The sequence below is a fragment of the Streptomyces sp. Ru62 genome (assembly GCF_002920615.1).
In the GTDB taxonomy this organism is placed as follows: Bacteria; Actinomycetota; Actinomycetes; order Streptomycetales; family Streptomycetaceae; genus Streptomyces.
The window spans coordinates 398638-413318 of record NZ_PQSU01000002.1 but is presented as its reverse complement, the minus strand read 5'-3'; the positions used below and the strand labels follow the sequence as shown (position 1 = coordinate 413318).

Here is a 14681-nt window from a genome sequence, read left to right as displayed (position 1 = left end):
CCCGGTGCGGCACCGGGCGCCCAGCGGATCTCCGGAGCAGTACCAGGCATCGCGACTGCCGGCGATCTTCCGTTCCGCGGTGCGCGGCATGCCGATGCCGGGCGGGCAGGAGCCCGTCCGGCATCGGGGTCGGGTTCAGCGGTCCGGGACCGTGTGCGGTTCAGCGGTCCGGGACCGTGATCGGCTGTCAGTTGACGACGACCACCACGGTGCCGCCGCCGTAGCCGGGGGCGAAGCCCGAGCCGTAGAAGCCGTTGTAGAAGCCGTTGCCGTAGAAACCGTTCCCGTAGAAACCGTTCCCGTAGAAGCCGTTCCGGTAGCAGTTGTTGAACCCGAAGCCGCGGTCGAAGCAGCCGCGGTTGGTCGTGACCTGGTGCGGGGTGGACGCCGAGGCCGTACCCGCCGTACCGATCGCGGCACCACCCGCCAGGAGGACGCCGGCGGTGGATACCGCGAAGAGACGCCTCACGCTACGTGCTGTCATGGGCTACCTTCCTTCCACGCCCTCGCGGGGTTTCCGGTCCGGGGGCGATGGCCGCGGCCGCGGTGCGAACGTGTCACGGCGCGGTCGTAGGTGTTGCCGCGGGGGACGAGCAGCAGGCCTGGCCACAGCGGCTGCCGCCCCGGTGATACAGGGCTCTCGCCGCCTGCGGCGGGCACACCCCTGGTCGCGGCCCTTTTACTTCACGCTAACCGGCCTCCGCTGAGTCAGCATCTCGGACCGCGACGGACCGTGACCGTCCGGCCGCCGCCGCTTCCGTCCGGTGAACGCTCCTCGCCCGCCTCCCCCCTGCCCCGCGACCGTCGCCCCGAACGCCAGCGCCGTGCCCGCGAGCTGCACCGGGGTGAGCGTCTGGCCGAGGGCCGCCCAGCCGGTGACCGCCGCGGTCAGCGGGGAGAGGGGGCCGAGGAAGGCGGCCTGGGTGGCGGAGAGCCGGCCGATGCCGCGGAACCAGAGCCAGTAGGCGACGGCCGTGTTGGCCAGGGCGAGGTAGAGGTAGCCGCCGGCGGCACGGGCGTCGAGGGCGGGCGGGGCGCCCTCGGCCAGGAGGGCGACCGGGGCGATGAGCAAGCCGCCCGCGGTGAGCTGCCAGCCGGTGAGCGCGAGCGGACCGACCCCGTCCGGGCGGCCCCAGCGCTTGGTCAGCACGGTGCCGGCGGCCATGGCCGCGGTGGACGCGAGCGCCGCGAGGACGCCGACGAGGTCGAGCGCGCCGGCCCCCTTCAGTACGACGAGGCTGACGCCGAACGCGGCCACCAGCCCGGTGAGCAGCGTGCGCGGGGCCGGCCGCTGCCCGAGGAGCAGGGCCGAGAGCCCGACGACGAACAGCGGGCCGGCCGAGCCGACGACCGCGGCCATCCCGCCGGGCAGCCGGTACGCCGCGACGAACAGCAGCGGGAAGAACGCGCCGATGTTCAGCGCCCCGAGCACGGCCGCCTTGGCCCACCAGGCACCGCGCGGCAGCACCCGGGTGAGCGCGAGCAGCAGCAGCCCGGCGGGCAGGGCTCGCATCAGGGCCGTGAACAGGGGGCGGTCCGGCGGCAGGAACTCGGTGGTGACCGCGTAGGTGGTGCCCCAGGAGACCGGGGCGAGGGCGGTGACGGCGATGACTGGGGTGAGGGGACGGGTCGGCATGGGAGGGTCCCTTCCGCGGGCGTGGCTGCCTGGTGGCTCGCCTGTAAGTAGCTTAGCTCCAAGCTACTTAGCGTCGAGTGGCTTTCTTGCGGGCGAGCGGAACTGGGCCGATACTCTGCGCATGCAGCCACAGCCCACGGACCCCGTCGACGCGATCATCGAGCAGTGGGCGCACGTGCGGCCCGACCTGGACACCCGGGCGATGGAGGTCTTCGGCCGGATCTTCCGGCTCTCGCGCGCGATGGGCGACCGGATGGAGAGGGCGTACAAGCCCTACGGCATCTCCCGCGGCGAGTTCGACGTCCTGGCCACCCTGCGCCGGTCCGGCGAGCCGTACACCCTCTCGCCCCGCGAGCTGTCGGCCACCCTCATGCTCACCACGGGCGGCATGACCGGCCGGCTCGACAAGCTGGAGCGCGCGGGACTGCTGCGCCGCTCCCCCGATCCGCACGACCGGCGCGGCCTGAGGGTGACCCTCACCGAGGAGGGGCTGCGGCTGATCGACGAGGCGGTGGGCGCCGGGCTGGCCCAGGAGAGCGCCGCCCTGTCCGCCCTGGACCCCGAGGAGGCCGGCCGACTGGCCGGCCTGCTGCGGAAGCTGCTGGACGCGACGGCCGAGCAGCCGTCGTAACCGTCACCGCACGTCACTCGGTGGGGCCGGCGGGAACGGCGGTGCCGATGTGGTGGGCGAGCGCCGCCTCGATCCGTGCCGGGTCGGCCGAGTCGGCGGCCCAGGCCGCGTGACCGTCGGGGCGCACCAGCACGGTGGTACGGCGGCCGGCCGCCCACCGGGCCACGGCCAGGCGGTCCGCGCGGCCGGCCCCCGCCTCGTAGGGCTCCGGGGTGATCAGCACGAACCGGCCGCCGCGCAGCGCCTCGTACAGCCGTCCCCCGCCGGCCAGGTCCACGTCCGGGACGCGGGCCCCGGTGAGCGGATGGGCGCCGCGGGGCGCCGGGTAGCGGTGGCCGATGCCGGTGATCTGGCCGGCGACCCTGCGCCGGGCCGGGCCGACCGCGTCGAGGAACGCGGTGAGGGCCCCGCGCGCCGCCAGCGTCCAGGGGCGCTTGGCCATGGCGAGGCGGACGATCCCGCCGCTGCTGCGCAGCACCGCCCGGCCGACGGGGTGCCGCTCGGCCTGGTAGGTGTCGAGCAGCGCGGGGTCCGCGTGCCCGCCGGCCACCGCGGCGAGCTTCCAGCTCAGGTTCGCGGCGTCCTGCAGCCCGGTGTTCATGCCCTGGCCGCCGGCCGGGGTGTGCACGTGCGCGGCGTCCCCGGCCAGGAAGACCCGCCCGACCCGGTAGGCCGGCGCCTGGCGCTCGTCGCTGTGGAAGCGGGACATCCAGCGGGCGTCGTGCATCCCGAAGTCCCGGCCCAGGGCGAGGCGGGTGATCTCCTTGATCTCGGCGAGGTCCAGCGGCTCGCTGTCCGGGACGTCACGGCCCCTGTGCCAGCCGATCACCCGGTGGTAGCCGTCGCCGAAGGGGGCGAGGAAGGCGAACGCGTCGCCGACCGCGTTGACCGTCAGCAGGGTCGGCGGCTGCTCGGCGAGCCGGACGTCGGCGAGCACGACGGACCGGATCACCGACCGGCCCGGGAACGGCAACCCGATCGCCTGCCGCACGGCGCTGCGCATGCCGTCCGCGCCGACGACGTACGCGGCCCGCAGCGTCTCCGTACGGCCCTCCGGCCCGCCGGCCTCGACCGTCACCCCGTCCGCGTCCTGGGTGAGCCCGGTCAGCTCCGTCTCGTACCGGAACTCGGCCCCCGCCTCGACCGCCCGCCGCTCCAGCGCCTTCTCGACCTCGTACTGCGGGAGGACGAGGAGGTGGCGGTAGCGGGAGGGGAGCGTGGAGAGGTCGACGGTGAGCCGGCCGAACAGGCGGAGCCGGTCCAGGGGCTGCCCCACGGACTCCAGGCCGTCGGCGAGGCCCCGCGCGTCGAGCTGTTCGAGGGTGCGGGCGTGCAGGACGAAGGCGCGGGAGAGGTTGCTGATCCTGTGCCGGCGCTTCTCGACGACGGTGACCGGGACGCCGGCCGTGGCGAGATCGCCGGCGAGGAGGAGGCCGGTGGGGCCGGAGCCGACGACGAGGACGCGGGGGGCGGGGGTGCCGGTGGTGCCGTCAGTGCTGGTGGAGCCCGTGGTGCCGGTCATGGTGGCCTCCTGGGGTGCCTACACCTGTTGGCCAACGTGCGTTGGTCAACGCTTGTTGGCAACGGTAGGCCCGGCCTGGAGGTGGAGTCAACACTTGTTGGCCAACACCGGTTGGCCTACGCTCGTTGGCATGACAGCACGCCGCTCCGACGCCACCCGCGCCGCCATCCTCGCCGCCGCCCGCGACCGCTTCGCCGCCGACGGCTACGAGCGGGCCACCATCCGGGCCATCGCCAGGGACGCGCGGATCGACCCGTCCATGGTGATGCGGTACTTCGGCAGCAAGGAGGGCCTGTTCGCCGCGGCCGTCGCGCTCGATCTGCGGCTGCCCGACCTGGCGCCGGTGCCCCGCGAGGAGGTGGGCCGCACACTGGTCGGCCACTTCGTCGACCTGTGGGAGGAGAACGACGAGCTGACGGCCGTCCTCCGGGTCGGGGCCACCAACGACGCCGGGGCCGAACGGATGCAGGGCATCTTCCGGGAGCAACTGCTGCCGGTGGCCCGCCAGGTGTGCCCGGACCCCGAGCAGGTCCCCGCGCGGGCCGCGCTGTGCGCCGCCCAGCTCCTCGGGCTGGCCCTCACCCGCTACGTGCTGCGGCTCCCGCCGGCCCGCGCGCTCCACCGCGAGGAGCTGGTGGCATGGCTGGGCCCGACGGTGCAGCGCTATCTGACCGCGCCGAGCCCCTGACCGGCGGGGCGGGGAAAGACGCCAGGGGCGCCGGTCCCACCCGGGTACGGCTCGCGCGCGTACCGACGGGAGGACCGGCGCCCCCGGCGAACGGACCGACGGTCGCTCAGGCCTTGGCCCGGGCGTCGGACTTGACGTTGATGTTGGACGAGGTGGTGTCCTTCTTGGCCCGGGACTTGTCGAGGGCCATCACCAGACCGGCGATGACCAGGAACAGCACCACCGGGGCGAAGACGTAGAGGCCCAGCGTCTCGATGACGCTCAGGCCCTTGCCGGGGTCGTCACCGTCGTCGCGGGTCAGCGCGAGCGCGGGGGACGACATGAGCAGCATCATCAGCGTCGTACCGGCGGCCAGGGCGCCGGCGCGCAGGGCGTTCTTCTTGTCCACGGAATCACGTTAGCGAACCGCCGTCGGGGCCGCGCGGCCGGGGTGCCCGTACGGGGACGGGGGCGGTCAGCGCAGCACCTCCAGCAGGGCCCTGAGCCGGGGTGAGGCCACCAGTTCCTCCAGCGGCACCGGGCGGCCGTCGGAGCCCGCGACCGGCAGCCGCCAGTTCGGGTACTGGTCCCAGGTGCCCGGCAGGTTCTGCGGGCGGCGGTCGCCGACGCCGTCCGGGAGCCAGACCCCGATCAGCCGGGCGGGGGTGCGCAGCAGGAAGCGGTGGACGGCGCGGATCTCCTCCTCCTCGTCGGAGCCGGGCGGTCCGGCCGCCGGGCTGTCCAGCAGACCGAGGCTGCCGAGCAGGGCGAGCCACTCCGCGGTGTCGGCGGCGGCCTCCGCGCGTTCCTCGGCGGCCGAACGGGTCAGCAGGCCGAGGCGGTCGCGCAGCTCGACATGGTCGCCGGTCAGCCGGGCCGCGGTGGGCGGCAGGTCGTGGGTGGTGGCGGTGGCGAGGCAGTCGGCGCGCCAGCGCTCGGGCGGCAGCGGGTGGCCGTCGCCCTCCCAGTCCCGTTCGAACCAGAGCACGGAGGTGCCGAGCACCCCGCGCCGCTGGAGCGTCTCGCGCACGCCGGGTTCGACGGTGCCCAGGTCCTCGCCGATCACGACGGCGCCCGCGCGGGCCGCCTCCAGGGCCAGGATCGCGAGCATGGCGTCGGCGTCGTAGCGGACGTAGGTGCCGTCGGTGGGCGGGCTGCCCTGGGGGACCCACCAGAGCCGGAACAGGCCCATGACGTGGTCGATGCGCAGGGCACCGGCGTAGCGGAACAGGGCGCGCAGCAGGTCGCGGTAGGGGGCGTGGCCGGTCGCGGCGAGCCGGTCGGGGCGCCAGGGCGGCAGGCCCCAGTCCTGGCCCCGGGCGTTGAAGGCGTCCGGCGGGGCGCCGACGGACATCCCGGCGGCGAACACGTCCTGCTGGGCCCAGGCGTCGGCGCCCGCCGGGTGCACGCCTACGGCGAGGTCGTGCACGATCCCGACCGGCATGCCGGCCTCGCGGGCGGCGCGCTGGGCGGCGCGGAGCTGGCCGTCGGTGAGCCAGGCGAGGCGCGTGTGGAACTCCACCCGGTCGGCGAGCTCCCCGCGCGCCCGGGCGGTGGCGGCCGAGCGGGGGTCCCGCAGCCCGTCCGGCCAGCGGTGCCAGTCGGAACCGTGGACCTCGGCGAGCGCGCACCAGGTGGCGTGGTCGTCCAGAGCCCGGCCGTGGGCGGCGCGGAAGGCGTCGTAGGCGGCCTGGCGGCCGGGCCCGAGGGGCACCCGCGCGACCAGCTCCAGCGCCTCCCGCTTCAGCTCCCACACCGCGTCGCGGTCGATGAGGGCGCCCTTCTCCAGGACGGCGGCGCGCAGCCGCCCGGCCCGCTCCAGCAGGCCGCCGAGCCGCTCGCGGTCCTCGACGTAGGCGTACTCGGGGACGTCCTCGATCCGCAGGTGGACGGGGTCGGGGAAGCGGCGGGAGGAGGGACGGTACGGGGAGGGGTCGGTGGGGGCGCCGGGTACGGCCGCGTGCAGCGGGTTGACCTGGACGAATCCGGCGCCGGCGGTGCGTCCGGCCCAGCCGGCCAGCTCGGCGAGGTCGGCGAGGTCGCCCATGCCCCAGGAGCGGTGGGAGAGCAGGGAGTAGAGCTGGACGAGGAGGCCGTAGGAGCGGCCGGGCGGGGCGGGCAGCCGGTCCGGGGCGACGACGAGAGACGTCTCACCGGTCCGCCCGTCGGGCGCGGTGGCGGTCAGCCGGTGGACGCCGAGCGGAAGATCCCCGGCGCCGTCCCGCTCCTGGCCGTCCTCGGTCTCGACGCGCAGCCGGGTGCCGGCGGGCAGCGCGGTGAGGGCGGCGGGCGGTTCCGCGCCGGCCCACTGGACCAGCGTCGGCGGCAGCAGGCGCTCGCGCAGCTCGCGTTCCCGGGCGGCGAGGGCGGCGCGCACGGCGTCCGGGCCGTCCGCGTGGACACCGAGGGCGGCGAGGGCGGCGGTCACGGCGGAGGCGGGGACCTGGACGGTACGGTCCGGGGCGGGGCGGTAGGACGTGGCGACCCCGTGCAGCTCGGCGAGCCGGGCGAGGTCCGCGGTGGGGTGCTCGTCGGGCGCCGCGGCCATCTACAGCCCCGGCGCGAAGGAGTCCGGGACCGGGTCGGACTCGCTGGTCAGCGGGGCGGCCTCGGCGAGCGGGGGCTCACTGGTCAGGGGCTCGGCGTCGGGCAGCGGCGGCTCGCTGGTCAGCGGTGCCTGGGCGCAGGCGCTCTCCGCGCTGAAGACGCACAGCGACGTCGTGTCGGTCTCGGCGGACGGCTCCGCCACGGGTTTGAGCTGGGCCGGGATCGTGAGTCGGGCCGGTGCGGCCACGGGGGCCTCCTTGTCGGTGCGCGGATGCTGCGGCTTTGGACGGGTTACGGGCAGGCCTACCCCGTGAGCCCGCCGCCACGCGCGGCAAAAACCGGTGCCGGGGGTGATCCGGGTGATCCGGCACCGGTCCGGTGATCGATAGAGGGGGTGTGAGACTGTTCCGCCCCATGGGGGGCCAGCGGGAGAAGGACGACGGGAGCGGCGGGGACGCGGCCCTGTTGCGGGCCGTCGCGCACGGGGACGCCTCGGCGATGGCCGCCCTCTACGACCGGCACGCCGGGTGGCTGCACGCGCGGCTGACGCGCCGGTGCGCCGACCCCGAGCTGGTGCGGGAGGTGCTCCAGGACACGTTCGTCACGGTGTGGCGGTCGGCGGCCGGGCACCGCGGGCAGGAGGCCGGCGGCTGGCTGTGGACGATCGCCGCGCGCCGGCTGGTCGACGCGCGGCGGGCGCAGGAGCGGGCCGCGCGGGCCGCGGCACCGTTGCCGGTACCGGAGTCCTCCGGGCGGTACGAGTCCGCCGCCGCGCCGTCCGCCGAGGACCGGGTGCTGGCGGGTCTGGAGTACGGCGACGTGGGCACCGCGCTCGACCGGATCTCCCCGGAGCTGCGGGAGGTGCTGCGGGCGACGGTCGTCGACGGGCTGAGCACCCGTGAGGCGGCCCGGCTCCTCGGCATACCGGAGGGCACGGTCAAGTCCCGGGCCCGCCGCGCCCGCGTGGAACTGCGCGAAGCGCTGGCCCAGCTGAACCCGTCCCCGTTGGGAGGCACGGCATGACCCCCCGCGACAGCCACCCGTGGCACGTCCCCGACGACCAGGTGACCCGCTTCGCCGAGGGTTCCCTGCCGGACCCGGACGCCTGGTCCCTGGAGAAACACGTGGAGGACTGCGCAAGGTGCGCGTCCCGGGTGTCGGCCGCGGTGGCCGGCACGGCGGCGGGACCGGTGCTGGCGGCGGTACGGGCGGCGGTGCTGGAGTCGGCGCCGGGGGCGGTCGGGGCGAAGGGAATGCTCCCCGGCGGGGCGGCGGCGCTTCAGCCGGCGCCGGGGGCGGTCGTCGCGGCGGAACCGGCGACCGGCCGCGCCTCCGGGCTGGAGTCGGCACGAGCGGCGATGGCGCCCGCACCGGAGGAACCCGCCCTCGGCCCGGCCGCGATGACGCCCACGCCGGAGGCGGTCGTCGCGACGGAACCGGCGACCGGCCGCGCCTCCGGGCTGGAGACGGCACGAGCGGCGACGGCGCCCGGACCGGGGACGGCCGTACCCGCGCGGCCGTCGGTCGGCGGGGGCGGCGGGCGGCCCGTGGTGTCGCGGCTCGCCCGGCTGCTGTGGGCCGCCGGGCCCGCCGTGCGCGGGGCCTGGCTGCCGGCCGTACTGGGCGTGGCCCTGGCCGCGCCGGCCCTGTCGTACGGGGCCGGGTTCCCGGGGGCACGCGCGCTGCTGCTGGCCATCGCTCCCGTGGTGCCCGTCGCCGGGGTCGCCCTGTCCTACGGCCCGCACGCGGACCCCTTGCACGAGGTCACCGCGGCCACACCGGGCGGCGGGCTGCGGCTGGCGCTCACCCGTACGGTCGCCGTGCTCGCGGTGAGCCTGCCGCTGCTGACCCTCACCGGGCTGCTGCTGCCCGCCTCCGGCGCCCCGGCCGCGGCGGCCTGGCTGCTGCCCGGGCTGGCGCTGGCGCTGGCCTCGCTGGCCCTGGCCTCCTTGATCGGGTGCCGGGCGGCGGCCGGGGTGACGGGCGGCGGCTGGCTGTGCGCCGTCCTGGCACCGGTGGCCGTCGCACCGGGCGGCGCGGCGACCCTGCGGCTGGCCGAGCAGCTCTCCCGCTGTCTGGACGGCGTCGCCGCGCAGAGCGCGTGGGCGGCGGCGGCCGTCCTGAGCGCGACCCTGCTGACAGCGCGGCGTCCGGCGTACGACCGACCGTTGCGCCCGTGACGGCCTCCGCACCGCTCCCCCTGGCGAGCCCCGCAACGCAGCCCAGCTGACCAGGCTGACGAAGCTGACCAGGGACTGCCACCCCGGTCGCTGCCGGCCACGTCCCTGGGCTGCCGGTGGTCCGTCCCGGGCCACCGGTGGTCACGGCCCGCGCACGTGCGGCGGCCGGCTGTCCGCCGTGCGGGCGCCGATGGCCGTCACGCCGGGCGGGCGCTGATGGCCGTCGCGCCGGGCGGCGCGGCGACCCAGCAGCTCTCCCACTGCCCGGCTGCCCACCCCCGTCGCTGCCGACCACACCCCGGACCCACCGGTGGCTATGGCCCGCGCGCGACCACCCACCACCCCTGGGACCTCTGACGACCCTGGCCGCCCGCGCAGTCACCCCCAACACCCCGGATCCCTGACCGCCCCCAGCCCGCGCGACCACGCCCACACCCTCCGCAACCACAACCACCCACCACGCCCCTGAAACCGCCGCTCACGCGCGGCCCCGACCGGGCACCGGGACCCGCCGACGGGTCCTCGTGCCCTCCCCTGGAGAGACGATGAGTTCCATACGTGTGACCGGCCTGCGGGTCCGGCACCGCAAGACGCTTGCCCTCGATTCGCTCGACCTGGTGCTGGGCACCGGTGTGCACGGGCTGCTGGGGCCGAACGGGGCCGGGAAGACCTCGCTGATCCGGGTGCTGGCCACGGTGGCGCGGCCGGACGCCGGCCGCGTGGAGCTGCTCGGGGAGGACACCGCCGGTCACCGCGGGCTGGCCGGAGTGCGGCGCCGGCTGGGCTATCTGCCGCAGGAGTTCGGCTACTACCCGGGCTTCACCGTGCGGGAGTTCGTGGCGTACGTGGCCTGGCTGAAGGAGATGCCGGCGGCGGACGTGCCGGCGGCCGTGGAGCGGGCGGTGGCCCGGGTCGGCCTCACGGACCGTATCGACGCCAAGGTCCGGACGCTGTCCGGCGGCATGGTCCGCCGGGTCGGCATCGCGCAGGCCGTCGTCAACGACCCCGCCGTGCTGCTGCTGGACGAGCCGACCGCCGGTCTGGACCCGGAGCAGCGGGTGGAGTTCCGCGAGTTGCTGCGCGAGCTGGGCGTCTCGGCGACGGTGGTGGTCTCCACCCACCTGGTGGAGGACGTGGCCGCCGCCTGCACCGAGGTCACCCTGCTGGACGCGGGCCGGATCGCGTACCAGGGCACGCCCGAGGCGCTCACCCGGCTCGGCGAGGCGTCGGACGGGCCCGGCGACCACCCGATCGAACGCGGGTACACGGCGGCGCTGCGGGCGCACCGCGCGCCGGCTGCGCGGGAGGCGGTGCGATGACCCTCGTCACCGAGCAGGTCACCGAGCCGGCGGCGGCCCCGCGTGCGGCGCACCCGCTGCGCGCCGAGTGGGTGCGGGGTTTCGCCCCGTGGGCCGGGGCCGCCGTACTGCTGACGGTCGGCGTGACGCTGTGGGCGAAGGCGGACCAGTGGCAGGGCGGGTGGTCGGAGACCGCCGGCCAGGTGCACTCGGCGATGCTGATCGCCCTTCCGCTGGCCGCGGCGGCGGGCTGCTGGCAGGGCGGCCGGGAGCGCCGGCGCCGTACCGAGGAGCTGTGGGGGACGACCGTACGGCCGCCGCTGGCCCGTCTGCTGGCCGCGGCACTGCCGGTGACGGTCTGGGTGGCCGTGGGCTACCTGCTGACCGTGGCCCTGGCCCAGCTCGCCACCTGGCCCTACGCCCAGGGTGACCATGCCCACCTGACGCTGGTGCCCGGGGACACGGTCGCCCTGGCGGCGGGCGCGCTGACCGGGCACGTGGTGGGCCGGGCGGTGCCGACACGGCTCGCGGCACCGCTGCTCGCGATGGCCGGCTATGTGTGCCTCGGGATGGTGACGACCGACCTCTCGGCCCCCGGCCGGGTCCTGAGTCCCACCGTCCCGCCCTTCGCCGGCGGACTGCCCGTGTGGTGGCAGCCGTGGGCCATGGCGGTGTGGACGGGCGGACTGGCGGTCGCCGCCGCACTGGCGTACGCGGCGCGGCGCCGGGTGACGGCCGTGCTGCCGCTGGCCGCCGCGCTGGTTGCGGGCACGCTGCTCGCGCAGACCGGGAACGGCCTGTGGCACGCCGACCCGATCGCCCGCCGTCAGGTCTGCGACACCTCGGTCACCCCGGCGGTGTGCGTCAACGCCCGGTACGCCGGGATGCTCCCCCAGGTCAGGGACGCGCTGTCGGGGGTCACGGACAAGCTGGACAGCGTACGGAACCTGCCGGTGCGGTGGGCGGACCACGGCGGCGCCCCGCGCGCCGGCGAGGCCGTGCTGCCGGGCATCACCCCGTTGGGCTGGTCGGCCGTACGGGGGCGGCTGACCGATCCGGAGCAGTTCGCCTGGGAGGCCGTCGCCGCGCTGGAGGGCTACGACTGTCCCGAGGGGACCTGGACGGCCCGGGTGCGCAGGGCGGACGACGCGGTGGAGTACTACCTCGCGCCGACCTCGACGCGGAAGGCGATCGACGAGGACGACGCCCGGGGTGACACGGCCCAGCGCGCCGACCTGCGCGAGCGCCGGGCCGCCCGGGCGCGGCTGGCCGGCATGGACGAGCGGACGCGCCAGGAGTGGCTGTCGGCCTACTTCGCGGCCCGCGCCGACTGCGACGCCAAGGGGGTGCCGGCCCTGTGACCGGACTCGACTCGAAGGAGGCGCCCACCCCATGACCGGACTCCTGTTGTACGCCCGTTCCCGGGCGCTCCCCGCCACGCTGGCCGCGCTCGTCGGCACCGGCGCCTTCGCCCTGTGGGCGGCCGGCCGGCTGGACGCCTACCTCGATCCCGACCGCCGGGTGCCGATCGTCGCGCTGGCGCCGCTGCTGGCGTCGGCGGTGATCGGAGCGAGTCTGTACAGCGCCTCGGACGAGCTGGACCGCACGGCCGTGCGCCCCTGGTGGCCGCGCCGGCTGGCCCAGCTGACGGCCCTGACCGTGCTGGCGGCCCTGCTGGTCTTCCCGGCGGTGCTCGGCCACGCGGAGAACTTCGGCCCGCCCGCCGTCGTCCGCAACACCCTGGGCTGCACGGGTGTCACCGCGACCGCGGCCGTCCTCCTGGGCGCCCGCCTGAGCTGGCTCCCCGCGTTCGCCTACGTGTCCGCCGTCTACCTGGGCTCGTCCGCCGCCCGTGGCCGGGCGGCCACGGTGTGGGCATGGCCGATGCAGCCGGGCGCCGCGCCGGGTGCCTGGGCGGTGGCCCTGGCCGCGTTCGCGGTGGGCGCGGCCCTGTACGCGGCGCGCGGTGCCCGCCCGGAGGGGCCGCGGGTCTGAACTCCGGGCACTGAACTCCGGGCTGCGGAGCCGGCCTGAAGGGGCGCGGGGAACCGCGCGAAGGCGTCCCACGCGCCCGCGGCCGCCGACGGACCACCGCCACCCCTTCTTACAGGCCTGGTAGGCGGACTTCTTGTGGGCGCAGCCACATCGGCCCGGACCGACTAGGCAGAGATGCCGTCGATCCGGGCCAGGGCGTCGTCCGCGCCGTACGGCTGCAAGTACGGCAACCAGCGCGGGTCACGATGCCCCGTGCCGATGATCCGCCAGGCCAGCCCCGTCGGCGGGGCGGGTTTGTGCCGCAGCCGCCAGCCCAGTTCCACGAGGTGACGGTCGGCCTTGACGTGGTTGCAGCGGCGGCAGGACGCCACCACGTTGTCCCAGACGTGCTTGCCCCCGCGACTGCGCGGGATGACGTGGTCGACGCTGGTTGCGACGCCACCGCAGTACATGCACCGGCCCCCGTCGCGCGCGAACAGCGCACGGCGGGTCAGAGGAACAGGCCCCCGATAGGGGACCCGGACGAATCGCTTGAGCCGGACCACGCTGGGCGCGGGGAGGGTGACGGTTGCGCTGTGCATATAGGCGCCGGACTCCTCCAGGGAGACTGCCTTGTTCTCCAGGACGAGGACGAGCGCGCGGCGGAGCGGTACGACGCCGAGCGGCTCGTACGACGCGTTGAGGACCAGGACATGCGGCACGGGTGCCTCCTTGGGCGTCGGCGGCGCGTGGCTCGCGCCGGGACGATCTGCAGTCAGTCTCTCCTCATGCCTGGTGGACGCGCCACCATGTCCCGGTAACGGGCTGGGAGTGTTTTCGACCACACCCTGATTCATCCCCCGGATCATGGCCTGTTCAAGCCCGCGTGAGTCGCGTCTCTCCTGCACGCCTCCTGTGCGGATCGGCCCGGGGCATTCACAATGCCCCGTTAGTGTGGTGGTCCTGTCCGTCCGGTGACCTTTTCGTGACCTTGACCGCCCCGCCGGTACGGACCGCGCAGCACCTGGGAGGTACCTGCCGTGTCGTCCCTGCCCGCCGCCGTCCTGGCCGCCGGCGCATCGCCGTATCCTTCGCCGTCGCCGTCGGGATCGACGGCCCCGGCCGTGCCGACGCTCCAGGACGCCCAGGAGAGCGCGACGAACGCGGCGAGCTGGGTCGAGCAGAACTGGTCGACCTGGCTCGCGATGGGTCTGCAGATCCTGCTGATCCTGGTCGTGGCGGTGGCACTGCGGGCGGTGGTGCGGCGGGCGATCACCAAGCTGATCGAGCGGATGAACCGCACCGTGCAGGCCGTGGACGGCAGTGCGCTGGGCGGGCTGCTGGTCAACGCCGAGCGGCGGCGGCAGCGGGCGGCGGCGATCGGTTCGGTGCTGCGGTCGGTGGCGAGCTTCCTGATCCTCGGCACGGCCGCGCTGATGGTGCTGGGCACCTTCAAGATCAACCTGGCGCCGCTGCTGGCGTCGGCCGGTGTCGCGGGCGTGGCGATCGGTTTCGGCGCGCGCAACCTGGTCACGGACTTCCTGTCCGGCGTGTTCATGATCCTGGAGGACCAGTACGGCGTCGGGGACGTGATCGACGCGGGTGTGGCGACCGGCGAGGTGATCGAGGTCGGGCTGCGCGTGACCAAGCTGCGCGGCGACAACGGGGAGATCTGGTACGTCCGCAACGGCGAGGTCAAGCGGATCGGCAACCTGTCCCAGGGCTGGGCGACGGCCGGGGTCGACGTGACCGTGCGGGCGAGCGAGGACCTGGACCGGGTGAAGGCCACGCTGGACGAGGTCGCCGAGAAGATGGGCAAGGAGGAGCCCTGGAACGAGCTGCTGTGGAGCCCGATCGAGGTGCTCGGACTGGACTCGGTGCTGATCGACTCCATGGTGGTCCGGGTCTCGGCCAGGACGATGCCGGGCAAGTCGGTCACGGTGGAGCGGGAGCTGCGCTGGCGGATCAAGCGGGCGTTCGACGCGGCGAGCATCCGCATCGTGGGCGGTGCGACGGCCGTCGAGGACCAGGAGGACGCCCCCGACCCGACGGCCACGGTCGCGGCGCCGTCCGTGTACGCCAACGCGGACTCCCCGCAGTCGGCGGCGGCCACCCCGATAGCCCCGCAGCGGTCGGCACCCCCGGGGAAGTAGCGGAACGGTTCGGCACACACGTTCGAGTGAACGGGCGGGGCATTCCGGCGCACGGTGCGCGGGGGTGCCCCAT

15 protein-coding genes are annotated in these 14681 nt (G+C 75.6%); 8 read left to right on the top strand and 7 right to left on the bottom strand.

The annotated features are described in order from the left end of the window. Positions 1-187: 187 nt before the first annotated feature. The gene (locus C3492_RS04295; RefSeq protein ID WP_258055478.1) at positions 188-484 is read right to left on the bottom strand and encodes a hypothetical protein; all 297 of its coding nucleotides are present in this window, start codon (positions 482-484) and stop codon (positions 188-190) included. 195 nt (positions 485-679) lie between these two features. Beyond that, on the bottom strand, positions 680-1636 hold the full coding sequence (locus C3492_RS04290; RefSeq protein ID WP_103810360.1) for an EamA family transporter: 957 nt from the start codon (positions 1634-1636) through the stop codon (positions 680-682). Between the two features lie 121 nt (positions 1637-1757). Between C3492_RS04290 and C3492_RS04285 the strand changes: the two genes are divergently transcribed. Continuing rightward, complete coding sequence (locus tag C3492_RS04285) at positions 1758-2267, top strand: MarR family winged helix-turn-helix transcriptional regulator (protein ID WP_103810359.1); 510 nt, start codon at positions 1758-1760, stop codon at positions 2265-2267. Positions 2268-2280: 13 nt separating this feature from the next. Here C3492_RS04285 and C3492_RS04280 read toward each other — a convergent pair whose 3' ends face one another. Beyond that, positions 2281-3789: an FAD-dependent monooxygenase gene (locus C3492_RS04280; protein WP_103810358.1), complete on the bottom strand. Its 1509-nt coding sequence runs from the start codon at positions 3787-3789 to the stop codon at positions 2281-2283. Between the two features lie 130 nt (positions 3790-3919). On the opposite strand from C3492_RS04280, the gene C3492_RS04275 reads away from it, so the two are divergent. Next, positions 3920-4477 carry a TetR family transcriptional regulator gene (locus tag C3492_RS04275; RefSeq protein WP_103810357.1) on the top strand — a complete coding sequence of 186 codons (558 nt, stop codon included), beginning with the start codon at positions 3920-3922 and terminating at the stop codon, positions 4475-4477. A 106-nt stretch (positions 4478-4583) separates the two neighbouring features. Here C3492_RS04275 and C3492_RS04270 read toward each other — a convergent pair whose 3' ends face one another. The 3 genes from C3492_RS04270 to C3492_RS04260 form a co-directional block, all read right to left on the bottom strand. Further along, positions 4584-4865: a hypothetical protein gene (locus tag C3492_RS04270; protein ID WP_103810356.1), complete on the bottom strand. Its 282-nt coding sequence runs from the start codon at positions 4863-4865 to the stop codon at positions 4584-4586. Positions 4866-4931: 66 nt separating this feature from the next. After that, complete coding sequence (gene malQ, locus C3492_RS04265) at positions 4932-7004, bottom strand: 4-alpha-glucanotransferase (RefSeq protein WP_103810355.1); 2073 nt, start codon at positions 7002-7004, stop codon at positions 4932-4934. Next, positions 7005-7250 (bottom strand): hypothetical protein, encoded by a 246-nt coding sequence (locus C3492_RS04260; RefSeq protein ID WP_103810354.1) that lies wholly within the window; start codon positions 7248-7250, stop codon positions 7005-7007. A 167-nt stretch (positions 7251-7417) separates the two neighbouring features. Here C3492_RS04260 and C3492_RS04255 point away from each other — a divergent pair, with 167 nt between their 5' ends. The 5 genes from C3492_RS04255 to C3492_RS04235 all read left to right on the top strand — a co-directional run bounded on the left by C3492_RS04255 (position 7418) and on the right by C3492_RS04235 (position 12476). Further along, positions 7418-8026: an RNA polymerase sigma factor gene (locus C3492_RS04255; RefSeq protein ID WP_103810353.1), complete on the top strand. Its 609-nt coding sequence runs from the start codon at positions 7418-7420 to the stop codon at positions 8024-8026. Further along, positions 8023-9183, top strand: a complete 1161-nt coding sequence (locus tag C3492_RS04250) for a hypothetical protein (protein ID WP_103810352.1) — start codon at positions 8023-8025, stop codon at positions 9181-9183. The genes C3492_RS04255 and C3492_RS04250 overlap by 4 nt, the downstream gene beginning before the upstream one ends. Before the next feature lie 545 nt (positions 9184-9728). Beyond that, positions 9729-10502 (top strand): ABC transporter ATP-binding protein, encoded by a 774-nt coding sequence (locus C3492_RS04245; protein WP_181140188.1) that lies wholly within the window; start codon positions 9729-9731, stop codon positions 10500-10502. After that, positions 10499-11842, top strand: a complete 1344-nt coding sequence (locus C3492_RS04240; protein ID WP_103810350.1) for a hypothetical protein — start codon at positions 10499-10501, stop codon at positions 11840-11842. Before C3492_RS04245 ends, C3492_RS04240 begins: the two co-directional genes overlap by 4 nt. A gap of 31 nt (positions 11843-11873) precedes the next feature. After that, positions 11874-12476 carry a hypothetical protein gene (locus C3492_RS04235; protein WP_103810349.1) on the top strand — a complete coding sequence of 201 codons (603 nt, stop codon included), beginning with the start codon at positions 11874-11876 and terminating at the stop codon, positions 12474-12476. 164 nt (positions 12477-12640) lie between these two features. Here the strand turns inward: C3492_RS04235 and C3492_RS04230 are convergent, their stop codons facing one another. Further along, positions 12641-13177 carry an HNH endonuclease gene (locus tag C3492_RS04230; protein ID WP_014672759.1) on the bottom strand — a complete coding sequence of 179 codons (537 nt, stop codon included), beginning with the start codon at positions 13175-13177 and terminating at the stop codon, positions 12641-12643. A gap of 318 nt (positions 13178-13495) precedes the next feature. Between C3492_RS04230 and C3492_RS04225 the strand changes: the two genes are divergently transcribed. After that, positions 13496-14608: a mechanosensitive ion channel family protein gene (locus tag C3492_RS04225; RefSeq protein ID WP_103810348.1), complete on the top strand. Its 1113-nt coding sequence runs from the start codon at positions 13496-13498 to the stop codon at positions 14606-14608. Positions 14609-14681 lie beyond the last annotated feature (73 nt).

Coding starts and splice junctions, on each gene's coding strand:
- C3492_RS04240 (WP_103810350.1), top strand. CDS start 10,499: ATGACCCTCGTCACCGAGCAGGTCACCGAGCCGGCGGCGGCCCCGCGT.
- C3492_RS04235 (WP_103810349.1), top strand. CDS start 11,874: ATGACCGGACTCCTGTTGTACGCCCGTTCCCGGGCGCTCCCCGCCACG.
- malQ (WP_103810355.1), bottom strand. CDS start 7,004: ATGGCCGCGGCGCCCGACGAGCACCCCACCGCGGACCTCGCCCGGCTC.
- C3492_RS04250 (WP_103810352.1), top strand. CDS start 8,023: ATGACCCCCCGCGACAGCCACCCGTGGCACGTCCCCGACGACCAGGTG.
- C3492_RS04285 (WP_103810359.1), top strand. CDS start 1,758: ATGCAGCCACAGCCCACGGACCCCGTCGACGCGATCATCGAGCAGTGG.
- C3492_RS04255 (WP_103810353.1), top strand. CDS start 7,418: ATGGGGGGCCAGCGGGAGAAGGACGACGGGAGCGGCGGGGACGCGGCC.
- C3492_RS04295 (WP_258055478.1), bottom strand. CDS start 484: ATGACAGCACGTAGCGTGAGGCGTCTCTTCGCGGTATCCACCGCCGGC.
- C3492_RS04290 (WP_103810360.1), bottom strand. CDS start 1,636: ATGCCGACCCGTCCCCTCACCCCAGTCATCGCCGTCACCGCCCTCGCC.
- C3492_RS04280 (WP_103810358.1), bottom strand. CDS start 3,789: ATGACCGGCACCACGGGCTCCACCAGCACTGACGGCACCACCGGCACC.
- C3492_RS04245 (WP_181140188.1), top strand. CDS start 9,729: ATGAGTTCCATACGTGTGACCGGCCTGCGGGTCCGGCACCGCAAGACG.
- C3492_RS04275 (WP_103810357.1), top strand. CDS start 3,920: ATGACAGCACGCCGCTCCGACGCCACCCGCGCCGCCATCCTCGCCGCC.